This window comes from Azospirillum sp. BE72 (genome assembly GCF_031455875.1).
Classification (GTDB): Bacteria; Pseudomonadota; Alphaproteobacteria; order Azospirillales; family Azospirillaceae; genus Azospirillum.
In genome coordinates, this window is record NZ_JAVDTO010000010.1 from 178,266 (window position 1) to 195,085 (window position 16,820).

Here is a 16,820-nt window from a genome sequence, read left to right on the forward strand (position 1 = left end):
AAACCGAAGAAGGAGGGTTCCATGGGGTCTATCCTGACGGGAGGGCATTTCTTCGCTCACGGCGTCGTCGCAATCGGCATCCTCACGATGTGCTCGCCGGGCTTCGCACAATCGCGCACCGGAAAGTCCGGGGAACCGATCGGCCAGTCGTCGTACCTGGCCAACTGCGCCGTGTGCCATGGTGCCGGCGGGCAAGGTGACGGCCCCTATGCCGGCTATCTCAACAGGAAGCCGGCGGCGCTGACCACGATCCGGGAGCGCAACCACGGCATCTTCCCGCTCGAATACCTGTACAAGGTTATCGACGGTCGCGAAATGATCGCGGCACACGGAACACGCGACATGCCGATTTGGGGGGAGGTGTTCAGGACGGAATCGGTTCAGGACTTCTGGCCCTGGGGATCGGAGCAGGTGGTGCGCGGAAAAATACTGGAGCTGGTCTATTACATTCAGACGATACAGGAGAAATAGCCGCCATTGTCCGGGCCGGTGCGGATCGCCGAACCGGCCCGGATCTGGGATTTGCTCAAGACTCCTCATCCCGCCAGCGGGTGAATCGCTCTGATGTTGTCCTTGTTGCGATGCAGTTCGGCCGCCCCCCAGATTTCGGTGTGGGCATGGCCGGTTCCACGGACGGTTGCCGCCACCCGCATCGCTGCGTCGATGTCCGGTGCGGAAAAGATGTCGAGGAAATCATAAGGTCCAAGCACCGCGAAGCTGCCTCGCCACTCGATGTCGGGACAGGCCTGGCCGATCCTCTCGACAAGCTGTTTTTGAAACGCCTCCGTCGACAGCGGTGGCCCCTTTTGACTTTGGATGAGCCGCGTCAACATGATGAATGTGGCCATGTTTTCTCCTCCCAGTCGCCGTTGCGGCCGGACGGTCCAACCGCACTGCAACCGCACTGCAGAACGGAAATCAGGAAATCCGGTGACGCGAACCCTGCACCTCGGGCGCAGGGTTCGTCTTGCCTGCGCGATCAAGCAGGCGGATGACGTCCGTGTCGTCGAGTTGGTGAAAGTCGCGGTAGCAGGGTCCGATCGCCTGGAAGTCGACGGGAGTTTCCAGGCATAGGGTTGCGTCCGCCAACCCGTTGAATTCCGCCAAGCGATTTGCTGGCGCCACCGGAACCGCCACCACGACCGCTCTTGGCCTTTCCTTGCGGACAGCCTGCAGGGCGGCAAGCATGGTCGCTCCGGTCGCGATTCCGTCATCGACCAGGATGGCGATGCGGCCAGCGATGGCAGGTTGTTTCCGACCGGCGAGATAGGTGTTGCGGCGACGTTCCAACTCTTCGAGTTGATTTTCAGTTTCCCGGGTTATCCAGGATCGGGGCCAGGATTGCGGCGAATACCCACCGATGGCCGGATTGATCACGGTTTCGATCGCCTCGCTTCCGCCCGTCCCGCAACTGGCCCCGCAACTGGCCCCGCAACTGGCAATGGCGCCGATCGCGAACTCCGGCTGATGAGGAGCCCCCAACTTGCGGACCAGAACAAGCCCGAGCGGGGCGTGAAGACTTCTTGCGATCTCCGCCGCCACCGCGACACCGCCCCGTGGCAGCGCCAGAACGACCGGGTCCTGGTCGCGCAGAGGCAGCAGCCTGTCGGCCAGCCGCCTGCCGGCATCGGCCCGGTCCCTGAACAGGGCCGGGCGGTTATCCGTTCCTCTATTCCCCAGCCGATGAACCATTTTCCCTCCCGGCGTCTCCGGGCTTCAGCTGTGTGTTTCCTCGCTCTTGCGGTCCCGACGCGCCCCTGTGTTGCCGGCCTGCCTTTCATTCGGTTGGAAGGACCGCTCGACGGTGGCGGACGCCTGATCGGCGATGGTGCGGGAAACGTTCTGCGCCTGCTCCACCATGGCGGATGCCTCATCGGACCAACGCTTCATGCGGTCTGCCAACCAGTCGTTCCACAGCGAGGATCGCTCCGCCACATCCTCGATCGTTCCCATCCGCTCCACGGTGAACAGTGCCGACCGGATGTCGTCCTGCCGGTGCTCCAGCCAGTTCCGGCTTAGGTTCTCGAAACCATCAAACAAGTTGGATTGCATTCGCAGGATCGCTTCCGTCTGCTGCAAGAAGGTGTTTTGAACGAGGTTGCTGGAAGTCCACGCCGAAAACTCGTTCGCCAATCGGGGGGCAGCATATGTGCGTGATGCTTGGCTCTTCATCGATGGCCCTCCTCGTTCAACGGCCTGCTTCCGCCGTCACGCCGGTTTTTCCGAGAGGTATACAAGGGAGGAACTTCGCCTCCACTTAACCCAGGTTAATGGCGATATGGCGCATTGGAACGGGTATACTTCCGTTGAAAGGCTCGGCCGCCCGGACGCGGCAGGATTGCGGCGTCACCTGGCAGGGGCATAGCGCATGCTTCGACAAACCGGAATCAGGATTGCCGATCTGGTCCGACACATGGCACTCGCGCTGGCGATGGTCATGAGCATCGGCGCTTGCGCGCCCAACAGGGTCGGGAACCCGGGGGATGACACGGCCACGGAAGCCATGCCCACATTGGCTCCCATGTTGGAACGGGTGCTTCCGGGCGTGGTCAGCATTGCCGTAAGCGGCCAGTTGTCTGCAGAAGAGATGTTGTTGCTTCGCGATCCCGAATTCCGCCGCATGTTCGGCCTGCCCAAGCGCGTGCAGCCGGAGGAGCGTCGCTTTCTTGTCCAAGGCTCCGGCATCGTCATCGATGCGGTCAACGGCATCATCGTCACCACCCATCACCTCGTCGATGGAGCCGAGGACATAACCATCACGCTTGCAGACGCGCGGCAGCTGTCCGGCCGGTTGGTCGGCTCCGACGCGGTCAGCGACATCGCGGTGATACAGGTGGAGGCACGCGATCTCGTTGCCGTGCCGCTGGGAGATTCCGATGCCCTGCGCGTGGGCGATTATGTGGTGGCGATCGGAAATCCGTTCGGCCTCGCCCAGACAGCGACGCTGGGGATCGTCAGCGGCATCGGGGCGAGGAACCCTGCCGAACCCGAGGGTCCCTTCATCCAGACCGACGCCGCGATCAATCCAGGCAACTCGGGTGGAGCCCTGGTGAATTTCAGGGGAGAGTTGGTCGGGATCAACGACAGTCTGATTGGATCAGCCCTCAGCAACAGCGGCATCGGCTTCGCCATTCCGGTCAGCCGGGCAAAGCAGTCCGTCGACCACCTCCTCGGCCATGGCCCCTCCCGGCCCTGAGAAGGCATGTATTCCCTCACCTGCCCACTTTTGCTTCCACCAATTGCAGTCAGTTTCAGCATCTCACGCGGCGTGCCCCCGATGAAACGCCTCCCACGTTAATCCAGATAAAGTCGGTCGGTCCCGCCGGATGCTAAAGCCATGGCGTCACCAGGGTAATCCAGGAGGATGCCATGACCATGACCGATCCAAACGCCAGCGAAAAGCCGAAGCAGGAACTCGCGGGCACCGGTTTGGCCGCAAAGCAAGGCGCTGAACACAATCGCCATCCGCTGTTCGCCTTGCGCGACGAGTTCGACCGCCTGTTCGATGAGGCGTCGTCCATGCTGCGCTTTCCGTGGAGCCGACGCCCCATGTTCAGTTTGGAGCCGTTGCTGCGCAGTGAAGCCGAACTGGAGGCAATCGTCCCGCCGGCCGAGGTGGACGAGCGCGAGACCGAGTACCGGGTCACGCTGGAAATTCCCGGTATGGACGAGAAGGACGCCGAAGTCAGCCTCCAGGACGACATCCTGACGATCAAGGCCGAGAAAAAGGAGGAGAAGGAAGAGAAGGGCAAGAACCGCTACTTCTCCGAACGCCGCTATGGCATGTGCGCGCGGTCCTTCCGGCTGCCGGCCAATGTGAATGCGGACGGCATCACCGCCACCGTCAAGAACGGCGTGCTCACCATCGTGCTGCCGAAGACAGAGCCGAGCAAGCCCAGCAAGCGCAACATCGAGATCGCCAAGCTTTAGGCGGTCGCGGCGATTGGAAGACCGGCATCGCCGACGGACGATCCCGCCGCCGGCGATGCCATGTCATGCCCCCTTGTCCAGGGGTGATCTCCGTGTCCGGATGATGAGAATGATCAGCACCTGGGTCGCTAGTGAATCGACGAACCAGCCGGTCTGGAAAAGCGCCTCCCCGGCGCCGAACATGGTCAGCAGGACGTAGAAGGTGAGGAAGTCGAACAGGGAGCTCACCGGCCCCAGGACCAGCATGAAGCGGTGGATCAGCGCCATGTTCCAGCGGACCGGCCGAGTGATGGTTTCCGGATCGACACGGTCGAAGGGAATGCCGATCTCCGAGGCGTCGTAGAGCAGGTTGTTCAGCAGCACCTGGATCGGCAGGAAGGGCAGGACCAGCGCCGCCGCGTCGTTGATGCCGTGGCCGAGAAATCCGACGGCGTGGCCGCGCTGCTTCAGCGCCAGCAGCACCCGCTGTTTCTGCGGCGGCGAGAGCCGGCAGAACACGTTGACCTTGGCGAGCCGAACGCGCGAGGCCTCTTCGCTCATCCCCCGCAGCTCGTCGCCATTGATCAGCCCGGTCACGGCAAGGCCCAACTCGCGGCAGACATGGCGGGTAACACGCTCGATGTCTCCGGTCAGGATCTTGACGATGCCCCCGGCCTGCGCCAGCGCGCGCAAAGCCGCCGCCGCATCGGCCTTGGGCGGGTCGAGAAAGGCTGGGAAGCCGGCGAAGACCAGTTCGGCTTCGTCCGTGACCCGCGCCTCCCTCTGCTCCGGCCCGACCACACGCGACGCGATGGCCAGAACCCGAAAGCCGTCCTCACCCAGCTCTTCGAACAGGTCCTGGCCCCGCTTCCTGGCCTCGGCATCGAAGATGCGCGGCTCTCCCTGATCATCCGGTTGGTGATGGCTGGATAGGCTCAATACGTCCTCCGGCGCCCCTTTCACGATCAGCCGGTGCTCGCCGCCGCGTTCCAGCAGCACGGAGACGCGCCGGCGCTCGAAATCGAAGGGCACCTCGTCGAACTTGCGCCAGTCGACCGTGTCCGGCTGTCCGTGGTCCAGGATCGCGTCGTCCAATGGGCTGCGGATCCCGCTTTCGAAATAGCTGTTGAGCCAAGCCAGCCGGAACACCTCCTCGCTGTCCCGCCCCTGGACGTCGATGTGCCTGACCAACTGGATGCGCGCTTCGGTCAGGGTGCCGGTCTTGTCCGTGCACAGGACGTCCATGGCCCCAAGATTGTGCAGCGCCGTCAGCCGCTTGACGATCACCTTGCGCTCGGCAAGGCGCAGGGCGCCGCGGGCGAGGGTCACCGTCACGACCATCGGCAGCAGTTCCGGCGTCAGCCCGACCGCAAGGGCGACCGCGAACATCAGGGAGTCGAGCCAGGGCCTGTGGAACAGCACGTTCGCGAGCAGAACGAACAGCACCAGGAACACCGTGATCCGCAGGATCAACAGACCGAAGTGACGCACGCCGATTTCGAAATCGGTGGGAGGCGGGGGCGTGGTCAGGCTGTGGGCCATGCCGCCGAGCAGGGTGGCGCCGCCGGTCCGCAGGACCACTGCCCGCCCCGTCCCGCTGATGACCGAGGTTCCCATGAACAGCGTATTGGTGGCCCCACCGGGATCGACAGCACGCGGCAGGTCGGCCGCCCGCTTTTCCACGGGATAGGGTTCGCCGGTCAGCAGCGCTTGGTTCACGAAGAGATCGCGCGCCTCGATCAGCCGGCCATCCGCCGGCACAAGGTCGCCGGCGACGAGACGCACGACATCGCCCGGAACCAGCCGCTCGACCGGCAACCTTCAGACGCCAAGCGGATGTCTTCCGCATGCTCACGAAGCTCTTCCGAGGTGATGCGTTCCTCCTCCGCCACAGTGCGCCGTTCTTCCGCAGCCTCCCGCTCACGCTCCGCCGACCAGCACAGCAGCTCTTTATGGTTCGAATCCTCGGTCTGGCCGAGTTCCTTCCCTTGCCCTCCTGATTCCTGGGGACCGGCAACGCCTTTCGGCTCGGCTCCCTCCATGCAAGCCTCGTCATCCTGTCTGATCGACTTTGTGCGGAGCGGCCAAACATCCACAGATCAAGCAATCATTAAAACGCTCGGCCGGCATGCCGCCTGAAGCCCGTCGACATGGAGGCCCTTGCTTCTCCAAGACATCAAAGCAGTGAATTTTCCGGCGGTTCCTAACCTGGGTTAAGCCCGCCCCTTGGGCACAGCCGTATCATGCCGCGTGATACCCGCCAGGATCGGCGCCAGTTCGCCGGACGGTGCGCGTTTGGGACGAGGTGCCATGGCCTGGGAGACCATTCGCAAAGGACCAGAGGACAAGGCTGCCGCCGTCCTGACCGATTACGAACAGGCCTGCGCCGCCTTCACGTGGTCGGCTGCGCGTGCCGATCTGGACGGCCTGCCGAACGGTGGGCTCAACATCGCGTACGAAGCCGTGGACCGGCACTTCGCGCATGGCGGGGGCGACCGAATCGCTCTGCGTTGGCTGGCCAAAGACGGCACGTGCCGTGAGTTCCAGTATCGTGATCTGGCCGAACAGTCCAACCGCTTTGCCAACCTGCTGCGGTCGCTGGGCGTCGGCAAGGGCGAGCGCGTCTTCAGCCTGCTCGGTCGCCAGCCCGACCTCTATGTCGCGGCCATCGGGACGCTGAAGTGCGGCTGCGTCTTCTCGCCTCTGTTCTCCGCCTTCGGTCCGGAGCCCATAAGAACGCGCCTGTCGCTCGGCGACGGCCGGGTTCTGGTAACCAGCGAGGCGCTGTACCGCCGCAAGATCGAACCCTGGCGCCAAGAGCTGCCCGGCCTCAGGCATGTGCTGCTCGTCGATGGCGGAACCGGGCCGGACGGCGGTGTCCTGGACCTGCAGCGCGCACTTCCCGAAGCGGCACCGGCCTTCACCTGTGCGCAAACGACACCGGACGACATGGCGCTTCTCCACTTCACCAGCGGCACCACCGGCCGTCCGAAGGGTGCCGTGCATGTGCATGAGGCCGTCGTCGCCCATCATGCAACGGCCCGGCTTGCCCTCGACCTGCGGCCGGGTGACGTATTCTGGTGCACCGCCGATCCCGGCTGGGTGACCGGCACGTCCTACGGCATCATCGCACCGCTGACCATCGGTGCCACGCTGCTGGTGGACGAAGCGGAGTTCGATGCCGAGAGGTGGTACGGCATTCTCCAGCGGGAGCGCGTCACCGTCTGGTACACCGCCCCCACCGCCATCCGCATGTTGCTGAAGGTGGGCGCCGAGGTGGCGCGGCGTTACGACCTGTCGTCGGTGCGTTTCATGGCGAGCGTGGGGGAACCGCTCAACCCCGAGGCGGTGGCATGGGCCCAGGAGACGTTCGGCCGCCCCTTCCATGACAATTGGTGGCAGACCGAAACCGGCGGCATCATGATCGCCAATTACGCCTCCGCCGACGTGAAGCCGGGGTCCATGGGCCGTCCGATCCCCGGCGTCGAGGCGGCGGTCGTCGCGCGCTCTCCCGACGGCCGAATCCTCCCGGTGACGGAGCCGATGACCGTCGGCGAACTGGCCCTGCGGCCCGGCTGGCCCTCCATGTTCCGCGGCTATCTGGGCGAAGAGGAACGCTATCGGCGCTGTTTCGTCGACGGCTGGTATTTGAGTGGCGACCTCGCCATGCGCGATACCGAAGGCTATTTCTGGTTCGTCGGCCGCGCGGACGATGTGATCAAGTCCGCCGGCCACCTGATCGGCCCCTTCGAGGTCGAGAGCGCCCTCATGGAGCATCCCGCCGTGGCCGAAGCCGGGGTGATCGGGGTTCCCGACCCCATCGCCGGCGAGGTAGTGAAGGCCTTTGTTGCGCTCAAGCCGGGCTGGACTCCGTCGGAGGCGCTGCGCAAGGAGTTGCTCGGGCACGGCCGCGCCCGGCTGGGTCCGGCGGTTGCTCCGAAGGCAATCGATTTCCGGGCTTCCCTGCCACGCACGCGCAGCGGCAAGATCATGCGCCGTTTGTTGAAGGCGCGCGAGTTGGGCCTGCCAGAAGGCGATCTGTCGACGCTGGAAAGGGACGAGCGATGAGCGACCTGTCTCCGGCCCCGCATGCGAAACCTCGGCTGACCCGCGACCATCTGCTTGGCCTGCTGCGGCAGATGGTGCGCATTCGCCGCTTCGAGGAACGGTGCGGCGAGCTGTACCAGCAGGAAAAGATCCGCGGGTTTCTTCACCTCTATATCGGCGAGGAGGCAGTGGCGGCCGGGGTGATGGGGTGCCTGCATCCCGAAGACGCCGTCGTCGCCACCTACCGCGAACACGGGCACGCCATCCTGCGCGGTGTCCCGATGACCGCCGTCATGGCCGAGATGTACGGGAAGGCCGAAGGATGCAGCCACGGGCGCGGCGGGTCGATGCACCTCTTCGATGTCGGCACCCGCTTTTTCGGCGGCAACGCCATCGTCGCCGGCGGACTGCCCCTGGCGGTGGGCATGGCGCTGGCGGACCGCATGCGTGGCCGGCCGCAGGTCACGGCGTGCTTCTTCGGCGACGGTGCGGTCGCCGAGGGGGAGTTCCACGAAAGCCTGAACCTCGCCGCGCTGTGGAAACTGCCGGTCCTGTTCGTTTGCGAAAACAACCTCTACGCCATGGGCACGCGCCTCGACCGGGCCCAGTCGCAGACCGACCTGCACCTCAAGGCCGCCGTCTATCAGGTCTTGTCGGAGGCCGTGGATGGCATGGACGTCGTCGCCGTCGAGGCGGCGGCGCGGCGCATGACCGATGCGATACGCGATGGCGCCGGGCCGCAATTCCTCGAATGCCGGACCTACCGCTTCCGCGCCCATTCCATGTTCGACCCCCAGCTCTACCGCGACAAGGCTGAGATCGACGATTGGAAGCGCCATGACCCCATTGCCCGGCTGTCGGCCTGGACGCGGGAAGCCGGCATGCTGCACGACGCCGATCTCCCCGCCATCGAGCGGGATGCCGAGGCGGAAGTCGAGGCTGCGGTCGCATTCGCCGAGGCCGGGAAATGGGAGCCGGTCGAGGATCTGGCGAAGGACGTCTATACCCGCGAGGTGCATCCATGACCGATGCGGACACCACCATTGCGGCGGCCGGCCGCACGATCTCCTACCGCGATGCCCTGCGCGAGGCGCTTCGTGATGCGCTGGTGCGCGACGAGCGGGTTTTCCTGATGGGTGAGGATGTCGGGTGTTACGGCGGATGCTACGCCGTGAGCAAAGGCCTGTACGACGAATTCGGGCCGGACCGCATCCGCGATACGCCGTTGTCGGAATCCACCTTCGTCGGCGCCGGCATCGGCGCCGCGCTGAACGGCATGCGTCCGATCGTCGAGATCATGACCGTCAACTTCAGCCTGCTGGCGCTCGACCAGATCGTCAACAACGCAGCGACGCTCCGTCACATGTCCGGTGGACAGGTGAGCGTACCGGTGGTCTTCCGCATTCCGACCGGGGCGGGGCGGCAGCTCGCGGCGCAGCATTCGCACAGTCTGGAGGGCTGGTATGCCCATGTGCCGGGCCTGCGGGTGGTGGCGCCGGCCACCCTGGAGGACGCGCGCGGCATGCTGTGGACCGCACTGCAGGATCCCGATCCGGTGGTGATGTTCGAGCATGTGATGCTCTACAACATGGAAGGCACCCTGGATGCCGCAGCCGGTCCGGTCGACATCGACCGCGCGGTGGTTCGCCGGGCCGGCAGGGACGTGACGCTGATCACCTACGGCGGCAGCCTGCTCAAGACACTCGCCGCGGCGGAAGCCCTGGCGGCGGACACTATATCGGCGGAGGTCGTGGACCTGCGCAGCCTGCGGCCGCTCGATGGCGAAACCGTGCTGGCCTCGGTCGCCCGCACCCGCCGGGCGGTGATCGTCGACGAAGGCTGGCGGACCGGCAGCTTCGCCGCGGAGGTCAGCGCCCGCATCATGGAGGGGGCTTTCTGGTCGCTCGATGCCCCGGTGGCGCGGGTCTGCACGGCGGAGGTGCCAATCCCCTACCCCCGGCATCTGGAGCAGGCGGCGCTTCCGCAGCCGGCCGCCATCGTGGCGGCGGTCAAGGCACTGATGGGGGCGTGATGGGCATTTTCCGCATGCCTTCGCTGGGCGCCGACATGGAGGCGGGGGTTCTGGTCGAATGGCTCAAGCAACCGGGCGATGCCGTCGCCCGCGGCGACATCGTTGCCGTGGTGGAAACGCAGAAGGGCGCCATCGAGGTCGAAACCTTCGAGGCCGGCGTGATCGAACGCCTCCTCGTCACTCCCGGCACCTCGGTTCCGGTCGGCACACCGCTTGCCCTGCTCACCGGAGCCGGCGAGAGCGTCGAGTTGCGCACCCCCGGGCCGCAGCCATCGGCGCCCCCTCCCCCGCCGCTGCGGACGCCAGCGCCGCTTCCGTCCCCTCCGGTCACGGCGGCGACCGCCCATCCGCCGGCGTCGCCGGCGGCACGGCGACTGGCGGTTGAGCACGGCATCGCCCTGACCGCGGTTACCGGCAGCGGGCCGGGAGGCGCCGTGCTTCTGGCCGATGTCGAGCGGGCTGCCACCATGCCGTCCGCCACCCCGCAGCCGCGTGGGCTGGATGTGGTGCAGATGCGGCGGGCGATCGCCGCGGCCATGGCCCGCTCCAATCAGGAGATCCCTCACTACTACCTGAGCACCACGGTGGCCCTGGCCAAAGCGAACGCCTGGCTCGTGGATCGGAACACGGGGCGCCCACCCGAAAAACGGCTGCTCATGGCGGCACTGCAATTGAAGGCCGTCGCGCTCGCCTTGCGGCGCCTGCCCGAGTTCAACGGATCCTGTATCGAAGGGACATTCCGGCCGGCCGAGGGCATCCACATCGGCACTGCGGTGGCGATCCGCGGCGGCGGCCTCGTCGCACCCGCGATCCACGACACCGACCGGTTGGCCGTGGACGAGGTGATGGCCCGCCTGCGCGATCTGGTCGCCCGGGCACGCTCCGGGCGGCTGCGCAGTTCCGAGCTGCAGGATCCCACCATCACCGTCACCAGTCTCGGCGACCGCGGGGTAGAGGGGGTGTTCGGCGTCATCTACCCGCCACAGGTCGCCATCGTCGGCTTCGGCAAGCCGGTCGAGCGGCCTTGGGTGGTGGATGGCCAAGTCGTTCCATGCCCCGTGATGACGGCGACCCTCGCGGCCGACCATCGGGTCAGCGACGGGCACCGCGGCGCCCTTCTCCTTGTCGAAATCGATCGTCTGCTGCAGGAGCCCGGATCGCTATGACTCCCGACGATGTACGATGTGTGGTGCTGGAGGAGCTGAGCAACATCGCCCCCGAAGCCGACCTTGCCCTCCTCGATCCGGCGACCGACCTCCGGGAGGCACTGGACATCGACTCCATGGATCACCTGAACTTCGTGACGGCGCTGCACAACCGTCTGGGCGTCGCGATCCCCGAGGTCGATTACCCGCGCCTGACCACCCTCGATGGAGCGGTCGCCTACCTCATGGCCGAACCGGCGATTGCGGCAAAAGCCGGGATCGCATGACGCGGAGTGCGATGTTCCGATGGACGATTGGACAAGACACGAAGGCTCACCCTCGCCGCTTGGAGTTTCTTTCATACCCGATGAAGACGCCTACAACTTCGCTCTTTATTCCAAGCACGCCACATCCGTCACTCTGTTGCTTTTCGCCGCACAGAATTCGATTGACCCCATCACGATCCAGCCCTTCGATCCCCGCCGCAACAAGAGTGGCCGTATCTGGCATTGCCGGTTGCCCGCGACCACGGTCCACCGCGCTACCTACTATGCCTACCGCGTCGACGGACCACACGCCTTGGCCGATGGACAGCGGTTCGATCCCGAAAAGATCCTGCTCGATCCCTATGCAAGGGCGGTATTTTTCCCATCCGGGTTCAGCCGGGCGGCCGCCCGACATCCGGGAACCAATCCCGGCCGGGCCCCGCTCGGCATCCTGCATGCCAAGGCGTCAAGCTTCGACTGGGCCGGCGACCATGCCCCGCGCCATACCCACGACACCATCATCTATGAACTGCATGTCCGCGGCTTCACCCAACGGGCAAACTCCGGCGTTTCGGCCGACCGGCGGGGCACCTTCGCGGGCCTGATCGACAAAATTCCGTACCTGCGGGACCTTGGCGTCACGGCGGTCGAACTGATGCCCGTGTTCCAGTTCGATCCCCAGGAGGGAAATTACTGGGGGTACATGCCGCTCAACTTCTTCGCCTTGCATCACACCTACGCAGCTCACCCCGAGCCGACCGGCCAGCTCGACGAATTCCGGACGCTGGTCAAGGCGCTGCACGCCGCCGACATCGAAGTCATCCTCGACGTCGTTTACAACCATACGGCCGAAGGCGACGAGAACGGCCCCACCTACAGCTTTCGCGGGGTCGACAACACCACCTACTACCTTCTGGCCGAAGACCGCCGTCGCTATCGCAACGACAGTGGCACCGGGAACGTGCTGCATACGGCCAACCGCTATGTCGCCGGCATGGTCATGGACAGCCTGCACCATTGGGCACGGCAGTTCCGCATCGACGGCTTCCGCTTCGATCTCGCCTCGCTGTTCACGCGCCGGGAGGACGGCTCCATCGATCTCGAAGAGCCGCCGGTCATCAGCGCGATCCAGACGCATCCCGATCTGGCGCGCCTGCGGATGATCGCCGAGGCCTGGGATATGGTCAACTACCAGCTCGGCCGCTCATTTCCCGGAACCACATGGCTGCAATGGAACGATGCCTTCCGCAACGAGGTGCGGTCCTTCATCCGTGGGGACCGGGGAGTCGTTGCCGGCCTGATGCACCGTCTCGGCGGCAGCGACGACATCTTCCCCGACACGCCCGAAGACGCCTATCACGCCTACCAGAGCATCAACTTCGTGACCTGCCACGATGGCTTTTGCCTGTACGATCTGGTCAGCTACGACCGTAAGCACAACGAGGCCAACGGCGAAGGGAACCGGGACGGCCGCGACGACAACCGCTCTTGGAACTGCGGCTGGGAGGGCGACGACGGCGTGCCCGAGGCGGTCCTCCGGCTTCGGCGGCGACAGGCTAAGAACCTGTTCTGCCTGCTGATGCTGGCGAACGGCACACCGATGTTCGTGGCCGGCGACGAGTTTCTGAACACGCAATGCGGCAACAACAATCCGTACAACCAGGACAACGAGACGACGTGGCTTGACTGGGATCTGCTGCATACCAACGCCGGCTTCCACCGCTTCTGCAAGGCCATGATCGCATTCCGCAAGGCCCATCCCTCACTGGGCCGTAGCCGCAGCTGGCGCGAGGACGTGACGTGGCTTGGACCGACCGGCAGCCTCGACCCGTCGGCGGACACAGGCACCCTCGCTTTCCACCTGCGCGGCAGCACGCAAGGCGATGTCGATCTCTACGTCATGATCAATGGCTCGGCGGCGGAGCAGGAGTTCCTGATCCAGGATCCCGTGCCCCACGGCCCGGCGCCAGACCGCTGGGAGCGGGTCATAGACACGGCACGTGACAGCCCCGATGACATTGTTTCCCTGGGCGACGCGAAACCGGTAACCGAGCCGCCCTACAGGGTGGAGGCGCGATCCGTGGTCGTGCTCGTTCGGTGCTGAAGCGCTCGCTGGAATCCCGCTCCCTACCCCCAACGCCCAAGCCGACTGCGTATCGTCCTTAACCTTGATAAAGGCCCGGAACGGGTTCCTTAAGGATACTGCCCGCATGGACGAGACTCAGCCCTGGGAGGTCAGCCATGGCACCGATACCGCACCTCAGCTACATCGTTTCCCAAAACGAAAATCACTGGACCGTCGGCTTCGCACCGGGAGACGATTGCGGAAAATACCCGTCGCGGCGAGCGGCCCTGGAATCCGCGTTGCATGATGCGGTGCGGGTTCGCGAATTGGGATACGATGTGGATGTCTGGGTCCGTCGGAAGGATGGGTCGCTGCGGCGAGTCCGGTCCGGAAACACTCCCGGCGAGCCCCCTTCCGCACCGAGCTGACCCTCCTGTCGGAGACCGCGCCGTCAGGGCTTGACGGTCCGGGCGGCCTCGTGCTCTTGCAGGAAATGACAAAGCGCAAGCTTGAGCACTGCGGTCCGTCCATGCTGGCCATGCGCCTTCGCTTCGGCAATGTCATCCTCGATCATGCGGCGTATCTCGCTCTGCCCAGCCTCCGTCGCGACCAGATAGCTGCCCAGTTCGGCGGCGACGATCTCCGGCAGATGCTCGTGCGCGGCGATCGCATCGATCTCTTCCTTCGTCAGCCCACTCATGCCGACGCAGTCTTCGAAGGTGATCATCATGGCTGGTCTCCCCTTTTCCGCTTTCTTGAAGGTCATCAATCCCGCCGTCACAGGCGACCGATTTCGAATTCCTCGCAGGAATAGCCAAGCTGGGCGGCTCCTTCCTCCAGGCAGTCCCCCAGGTTTGGAATGCCGATCAGATACTCGGCCGACCGGCCCGTATGGCGTTCCCGCGCCAGCGCCTGCGCCTCGGCCCATTCATCTGCTGAGAAGTCGCCGCGCCCCAGCCAGACCAGGGCGATCACATCGACCACCTCGTCGTCGTCGAGGCCGTCGATAGCATCTTTCAGTTCCGCCAACGTCGGATCATCCGCGTGATCCTCCAGCACCGCCCGCATACCGTCGTCGCTCGGGTTCGAGCCCTCATCCAGATCGGACGGCTCCACCTTGGCGTCGAATTCCCGAGCCTTGACGATCAGGTAGAATAGCTTCTGCAACCCGATGTTCAGTTCCGGCACCGGCTCAGCGGATGGGGCCGGCTGGGGAGAGGCAAATTTGGCCATGGCGGTCCGGGCTCCTTTGGCGGACTCCCAGAACGGCCTTCGTGCGACCGCAATGGGAGAATGCCGCCATTGAGCCATGGCTTCCCAGGGGCGACCTTAACCTGAATAAAGGACAGGACGCCAACTCACCCGCAGCCTTACCGGCATGAAGGCGTACGGACGGCTTCGATCGCAGCGGGAGGCGTCATGAACGACAAGCAGGACAGTGACCGAGGCACCGACCTGCTTCTGTGGCTCTCCTTGGCCCTGTCGATCGGTGTCGGGCTGTTCCTCCTGTGGGCGCTCCCCGGGGTTCGGCAGGTCCGAACGATCCCCTACAGCCAGTTTCTCGATCTGCTGGATCATGGCAAGGTCGAGCAGGTCATGGTGGGCGAAACCGCTCTGACCGGGACACTGAGCGAAGCCCTGCCCAACGGGTTGCGGACTTTCGAGACCGTCCGTGTCGCGCCCGACATCGCCCGCGACCTCTCGGCCCGTCACATCCCCTTCAGCGGTGTGACCGAATCCGGGTGGGCATCAGGCATCGTCGGCTGGTTCGGCTGGATCCTGATCCTGTTCGCCGTCTGGAGTCTGGCCGGGCTGTCCGGCATGCGGACGGGCGGCGGCCTGCTGTCGATCGGCCGCAGCAAGGCTAAGCTGTTCGCCGAGACCGACATTTCCATCCGCTTCGACGATGTCGCGGGCGTCGACGAAGCGAAGGAGGAACTGCGGGAGGTGGTGGATTTCCTGCAGAATCCGGGAGAGTTCTCTCGCCTGGGCGCCCATGTGCCCAAGGGGATCCTGCTGGTCGGCCCGCCCGGAACCGGCAAGACGCTGCTGGCCAGGGCCGTCGCCGGCGAAGCCAAGGTTCCCTTCATATCCACCAATGGGTCGGAATTCGTCGAGATGTTTGTCGGGGTCGGGGCCGCCAGGGTGCGGGACCTGTTCACGCTCGCCCGTTCCCGAACACCGGCGATCATCTTCATCGACGAGCTTGATGCGCTCGGCCGCGCGCGCGGGTCACTGCCGATGCTGGGCGGACACGACGAGAAGGAACAGACGCTCAACCAGCTTCTGGCCGAACTGGATGGTTTCGACCCCAGCGCCGGGCTGGTGTTGCTGGCGGCGACCAACCGGCCGGAGATCCTCGATCCGGCCCTGCTGCGTGCGGGCCGCTTCGACCGTCAGATTCTGGTGGATCGGCCGGAGAAATCGGGACGGGCGCAAATCCTGGCAATCCACACCAGACGGGTGGTTCTCGCCCCTAAAGTTGTCCTGGATCATCTGGCAGCCCTGACCCCGGGCTTCACCGGCGCCGATCTGGCGAATCTGGTCAATGAGGCGGCGATGATCGCGACGAGGCGAGACGCCAGCGCCGTATCGACGGAGGATTTCGAGGCCGCCATCGAACGGATCGTCGCGGGGCTGGAGAAGAAGTCGCGCATTCTCAGCCTGCATGAACGATCGATCGTCGCCCATCACGAATTGGGGCATGCCCTGGTCGCCATGGCGATCCCGGGCACCGATCCCGTCCAGAAGGTATCGATCATCCCGCGCGGCATCGGGGCGCTCGGCTACACCATCCAGCGTCCGACCGATGACCGGTTCCTGATGGGCCGCCACGAACTGGAAGACAAAATGACCGTCTTGATGGCCGGGCGTGCGGCGGAACAACTCATATTCGGCGAGGTATCGACGGGCAGCGCCGACGATCTGGCCAAGGTCACCGACATCGCCAGGGGCATGGTGATGCGGTACGGAATGGACGAAACGCTGGGGGCGGTCTGCTACGATACCGAACCAGGCCATCTCCTGGGCCAACCGCAGGGCGCCTTCTGGCAACCCCGGCATTACGGGGAGGCGTCGGCGAGCCGCATTGATGCGGCTGTCCGCGCTTTGGTCGAAACCGCCGGGTCACGGGCATCGGACATCCTGCGCAGAAACCATGCCGTGCTGGAGCAAGGGGCAAAACGCCTGCTGGAACGAGAAACCCTGACTGCGGACGAACTGCCGCAGCCGCTGCCGGAGCCTGCCAGCGCGGAAGGACATCCTGAAGCATCTGAATCAAGTTCCGCAGCCACACCGGTCGAGTCGAAGATTGCTGCGGAAGCCCCGCCATGCGCCCTTGATGCACACTGAGATTC

The 16,820-nt window shown here is 65.0% G+C and carries 17 protein-coding genes; 10 read left to right on the forward strand and 7 right to left on the reverse strand.

The window, feature by feature from the left end; all coding sequences use genetic code 11:
* Positions 1 to 21 precede the first annotated feature (21 nt).
* On the forward strand, positions 22 to 471 hold the full coding sequence (locus J2Y49_RS22030) for a c-type cytochrome (RefSeq protein ID WP_310117094.1): 450 nt from the start codon (positions 22 to 24) through the stop codon (positions 469 to 471).
* A 65-nt stretch (positions 472 to 536) separates the two neighbouring features.
* Here J2Y49_RS22030 and J2Y49_RS22035 read toward each other — a convergent pair whose 3' ends face one another.
* The 3 genes from J2Y49_RS22035 to J2Y49_RS22045 all read right to left on the reverse strand — a co-directional run bounded on the left by J2Y49_RS22035 (position 537) and on the right by J2Y49_RS22045 (position 2,172).
* Positions 537 to 848 carry a GYD domain-containing protein gene (locus tag J2Y49_RS22035; protein ID WP_310117095.1) on the reverse strand — a complete coding sequence of 104 codons (312 nt, stop codon included), beginning with the start codon at positions 846 to 848 and terminating at the stop codon, positions 537 to 539.
* A gap of 70 nt (positions 849 to 918) precedes the next feature.
* Entirely contained in the window at positions 919 to 1,692 is a 774-nt protein-coding gene (locus tag J2Y49_RS22040; RefSeq protein WP_310117096.1) for a phosphoribosyltransferase family protein, read from the reverse strand.
* Between the two features lie 24 nt (positions 1,693 to 1,716).
* Positions 1,717 to 2,172: a phasin family protein gene (locus J2Y49_RS22045; protein WP_310117097.1), complete on the reverse strand. Its 456-nt coding sequence runs from the start codon at positions 2,170 to 2,172 to the stop codon at positions 1,717 to 1,719.
* A 196-nt stretch (positions 2,173 to 2,368) separates the two neighbouring features.
* Here J2Y49_RS22045 and J2Y49_RS22050 point away from each other — a divergent pair, with 196 nt between their 5' ends.
* Positions 2,369 to 3,196: a trypsin-like peptidase domain-containing protein gene (locus J2Y49_RS22050; protein WP_310117098.1), complete on the forward strand. Its 828-nt coding sequence runs from the start codon at positions 2,369 to 2,371 to the stop codon at positions 3,194 to 3,196.
* Positions 3,197 to 3,369: 173 nt separating this feature from the next.
* Complete coding sequence (locus tag J2Y49_RS22055; RefSeq protein WP_310117099.1) at positions 3,370 to 3,930, forward strand: Hsp20/alpha crystallin family protein; 561 nt, start codon at positions 3,370 to 3,372, stop codon at positions 3,928 to 3,930.
* Positions 3,931 to 3,993: 63 nt separating this feature from the next.
* Here the strand turns inward: J2Y49_RS22055 and J2Y49_RS22060 are convergent, their stop codons facing one another.
* The gene (locus tag J2Y49_RS22060) at positions 3,994 to 5,694 is read right to left on the reverse strand and encodes an HAD-IC family P-type ATPase (RefSeq protein WP_310117100.1); all 1,701 of its coding nucleotides are present in this window, start codon (positions 5,692 to 5,694) and stop codon (positions 3,994 to 3,996) included.
* Positions 5,649 to 5,951 carry a hypothetical protein gene (locus J2Y49_RS22065; RefSeq protein ID WP_310117101.1) on the reverse strand — a complete coding sequence of 101 codons (303 nt, stop codon included), beginning with the start codon at positions 5,949 to 5,951 and terminating at the stop codon, positions 5,649 to 5,651. The genes J2Y49_RS22060 and J2Y49_RS22065 overlap by 46 nt, the downstream gene beginning before the upstream one ends.
* Before the next feature lie 268 nt (positions 5,952 to 6,219).
* Here J2Y49_RS22065 and acsA point away from each other — a divergent pair, with 268 nt between their 5' ends.
* From acsA to J2Y49_RS22095, 6 genes are read left to right on the forward strand one after another with little or no spacing between them, the layout of a single operon-like run.
* Positions 6,220 to 7,977: an acetate--CoA ligase gene (acsA, locus tag J2Y49_RS22070; RefSeq protein ID WP_310117102.1), complete on the forward strand. Its 1,758-nt coding sequence runs from the start codon at positions 6,220 to 6,222 to the stop codon at positions 7,975 to 7,977.
* Positions 7,974 to 8,981, forward strand: a complete 1,008-nt coding sequence (gene pdhA / locus J2Y49_RS22075) for a pyruvate dehydrogenase (acetyl-transferring) E1 component subunit alpha (protein WP_310117103.1) — start codon at positions 7,974 to 7,976, stop codon at positions 8,979 to 8,981. The genes acsA and pdhA overlap by 4 nt, the downstream gene beginning before the upstream one ends.
* Positions 8,978 to 9,988 carry an alpha-ketoacid dehydrogenase subunit beta gene (locus J2Y49_RS22080; RefSeq protein ID WP_310117105.1) on the forward strand — a complete coding sequence of 337 codons (1,011 nt, stop codon included), beginning with the start codon at positions 8,978 to 8,980 and terminating at the stop codon, positions 9,986 to 9,988. Before pdhA ends, J2Y49_RS22080 begins: the two co-directional genes overlap by 4 nt.
* Positions 9,988 to 11,154, forward strand: a complete 1,167-nt coding sequence (locus J2Y49_RS22085; RefSeq protein WP_310117106.1) for a dihydrolipoamide acetyltransferase family protein — start codon at positions 9,988 to 9,990, stop codon at positions 11,152 to 11,154. The genes J2Y49_RS22080 and J2Y49_RS22085 overlap by 1 nt, the downstream gene beginning before the upstream one ends.
* Positions 11,151 to 11,420, forward strand: coding sequence for an acyl carrier protein (locus J2Y49_RS22090; RefSeq protein WP_310117107.1), 270 nt, complete (start codon positions 11,151 to 11,153; stop codon positions 11,418 to 11,420). The genes J2Y49_RS22085 and J2Y49_RS22090 overlap by 4 nt, the downstream gene beginning before the upstream one ends.
* A 19-nt stretch (positions 11,421 to 11,439) precedes the next feature.
* Positions 11,440 to 13,503, forward strand: a complete 2,064-nt coding sequence (locus J2Y49_RS22095) for an isoamylase (RefSeq protein WP_310117108.1) — start codon at positions 11,440 to 11,442, stop codon at positions 13,501 to 13,503.
* 412 nt (positions 13,504 to 13,915) lie between these two features.
* Here J2Y49_RS22095 and J2Y49_RS22100 read toward each other — a convergent pair whose 3' ends face one another.
* Both J2Y49_RS22100 and J2Y49_RS22105 read right to left on the reverse strand, forming a co-directional pair.
* Entirely contained in the window at positions 13,916 to 14,194 is a 279-nt protein-coding gene (locus tag J2Y49_RS22100; RefSeq protein ID WP_310117109.1) for a hypothetical protein, read from the reverse strand.
* Positions 14,195 to 14,241: 47 nt separating this feature from the next.
* A complete protein-coding gene (locus J2Y49_RS22105; RefSeq protein WP_310117110.1) occupies positions 14,242 to 14,697 on the reverse strand; it encodes a DUF3775 domain-containing protein in 456 nt (151 codons plus the stop codon).
* A 186-nt stretch (positions 14,698 to 14,883) separates the two neighbouring features.
* Between J2Y49_RS22105 and ftsH the strand changes: the two genes are divergently transcribed.
* Positions 14,884 to 16,815, forward strand: coding sequence for an ATP-dependent zinc metalloprotease FtsH (gene ftsH, locus J2Y49_RS22110; protein ID WP_310117111.1), 1,932 nt, complete (start codon positions 14,884 to 14,886; stop codon positions 16,813 to 16,815).
* Positions 16,816 to 16,820 lie beyond the last annotated feature (5 nt).

What these genes read in the sequence shown, in the direction of transcription:
- J2Y49_RS22105 (WP_310117110.1), bottom strand. Translation starts at nt 14,697, where the DNA reads ATGGCCAAATTTGCCTCTCCCCAGCCGGCCCCATCCGCTGAGCCGGTG.
- acsA (WP_310117102.1), top strand. Translation starts at nt 6,220, where the DNA reads ATGGCCTGGGAGACCATTCGCAAAGGACCAGAGGACAAGGCTGCCGCC.
- J2Y49_RS22100 (WP_310117109.1), bottom strand. Translation starts at nt 14,194, where the DNA reads ATGATGATCACCTTCGAAGACTGCGTCGGCATGAGTGGGCTGACGAAG.
- J2Y49_RS22050 (WP_310117098.1), top strand. Translation starts at nt 2,369, where the DNA reads ATGCTTCGACAAACCGGAATCAGGATTGCCGATCTGGTCCGACACATG.
- J2Y49_RS22080 (WP_310117105.1), top strand. Translation starts at nt 8,978, where the DNA reads ATGACCGATGCGGACACCACCATTGCGGCGGCCGGCCGCACGATCTCC.
- J2Y49_RS22095 (WP_310117108.1), top strand. Translation starts at nt 11,440, where the DNA reads ATGGACGATTGGACAAGACACGAAGGCTCACCCTCGCCGCTTGGAGTT.
- J2Y49_RS22030 (WP_310117094.1), top strand. Translation starts at nt 22, where the DNA reads ATGGGGTCTATCCTGACGGGAGGGCATTTCTTCGCTCACGGCGTCGTC.
- ftsH (WP_310117111.1), top strand. Translation starts at nt 14,884, where the DNA reads ATGAACGACAAGCAGGACAGTGACCGAGGCACCGACCTGCTTCTGTGG.
- J2Y49_RS22065 (WP_310117101.1), bottom strand. Translation starts at nt 5,951, where the DNA reads ATGGAGGGAGCCGAGCCGAAAGGCGTTGCCGGTCCCCAGGAATCAGGA.
- pdhA (WP_310117103.1), top strand. Translation starts at nt 7,974, where the DNA reads ATGAGCGACCTGTCTCCGGCCCCGCATGCGAAACCTCGGCTGACCCGC.
- J2Y49_RS22055 (WP_310117099.1), top strand. Translation starts at nt 3,370, where the DNA reads ATGACCATGACCGATCCAAACGCCAGCGAAAAGCCGAAGCAGGAACTC.
- J2Y49_RS22090 (WP_310117107.1), top strand. Translation starts at nt 11,151, where the DNA reads ATGACTCCCGACGATGTACGATGTGTGGTGCTGGAGGAGCTGAGCAAC.
- J2Y49_RS22085 (WP_310117106.1), top strand. Translation starts at nt 9,988, where the DNA reads ATGGGCATTTTCCGCATGCCTTCGCTGGGCGCCGACATGGAGGCGGGG.
- J2Y49_RS22045 (WP_310117097.1), bottom strand. Translation starts at nt 2,172, where the DNA reads ATGAAGAGCCAAGCATCACGCACATATGCTGCCCCCCGATTGGCGAAC.
- J2Y49_RS22035 (WP_310117095.1), bottom strand. Translation starts at nt 848, where the DNA reads ATGGCCACATTCATCATGTTGACGCGGCTCATCCAAAGTCAAAAGGGG.
- J2Y49_RS22040 (WP_310117096.1), bottom strand. Translation starts at nt 1,692, where the DNA reads ATGGTTCATCGGCTGGGGAATAGAGGAACGGATAACCGCCCGGCCCTG.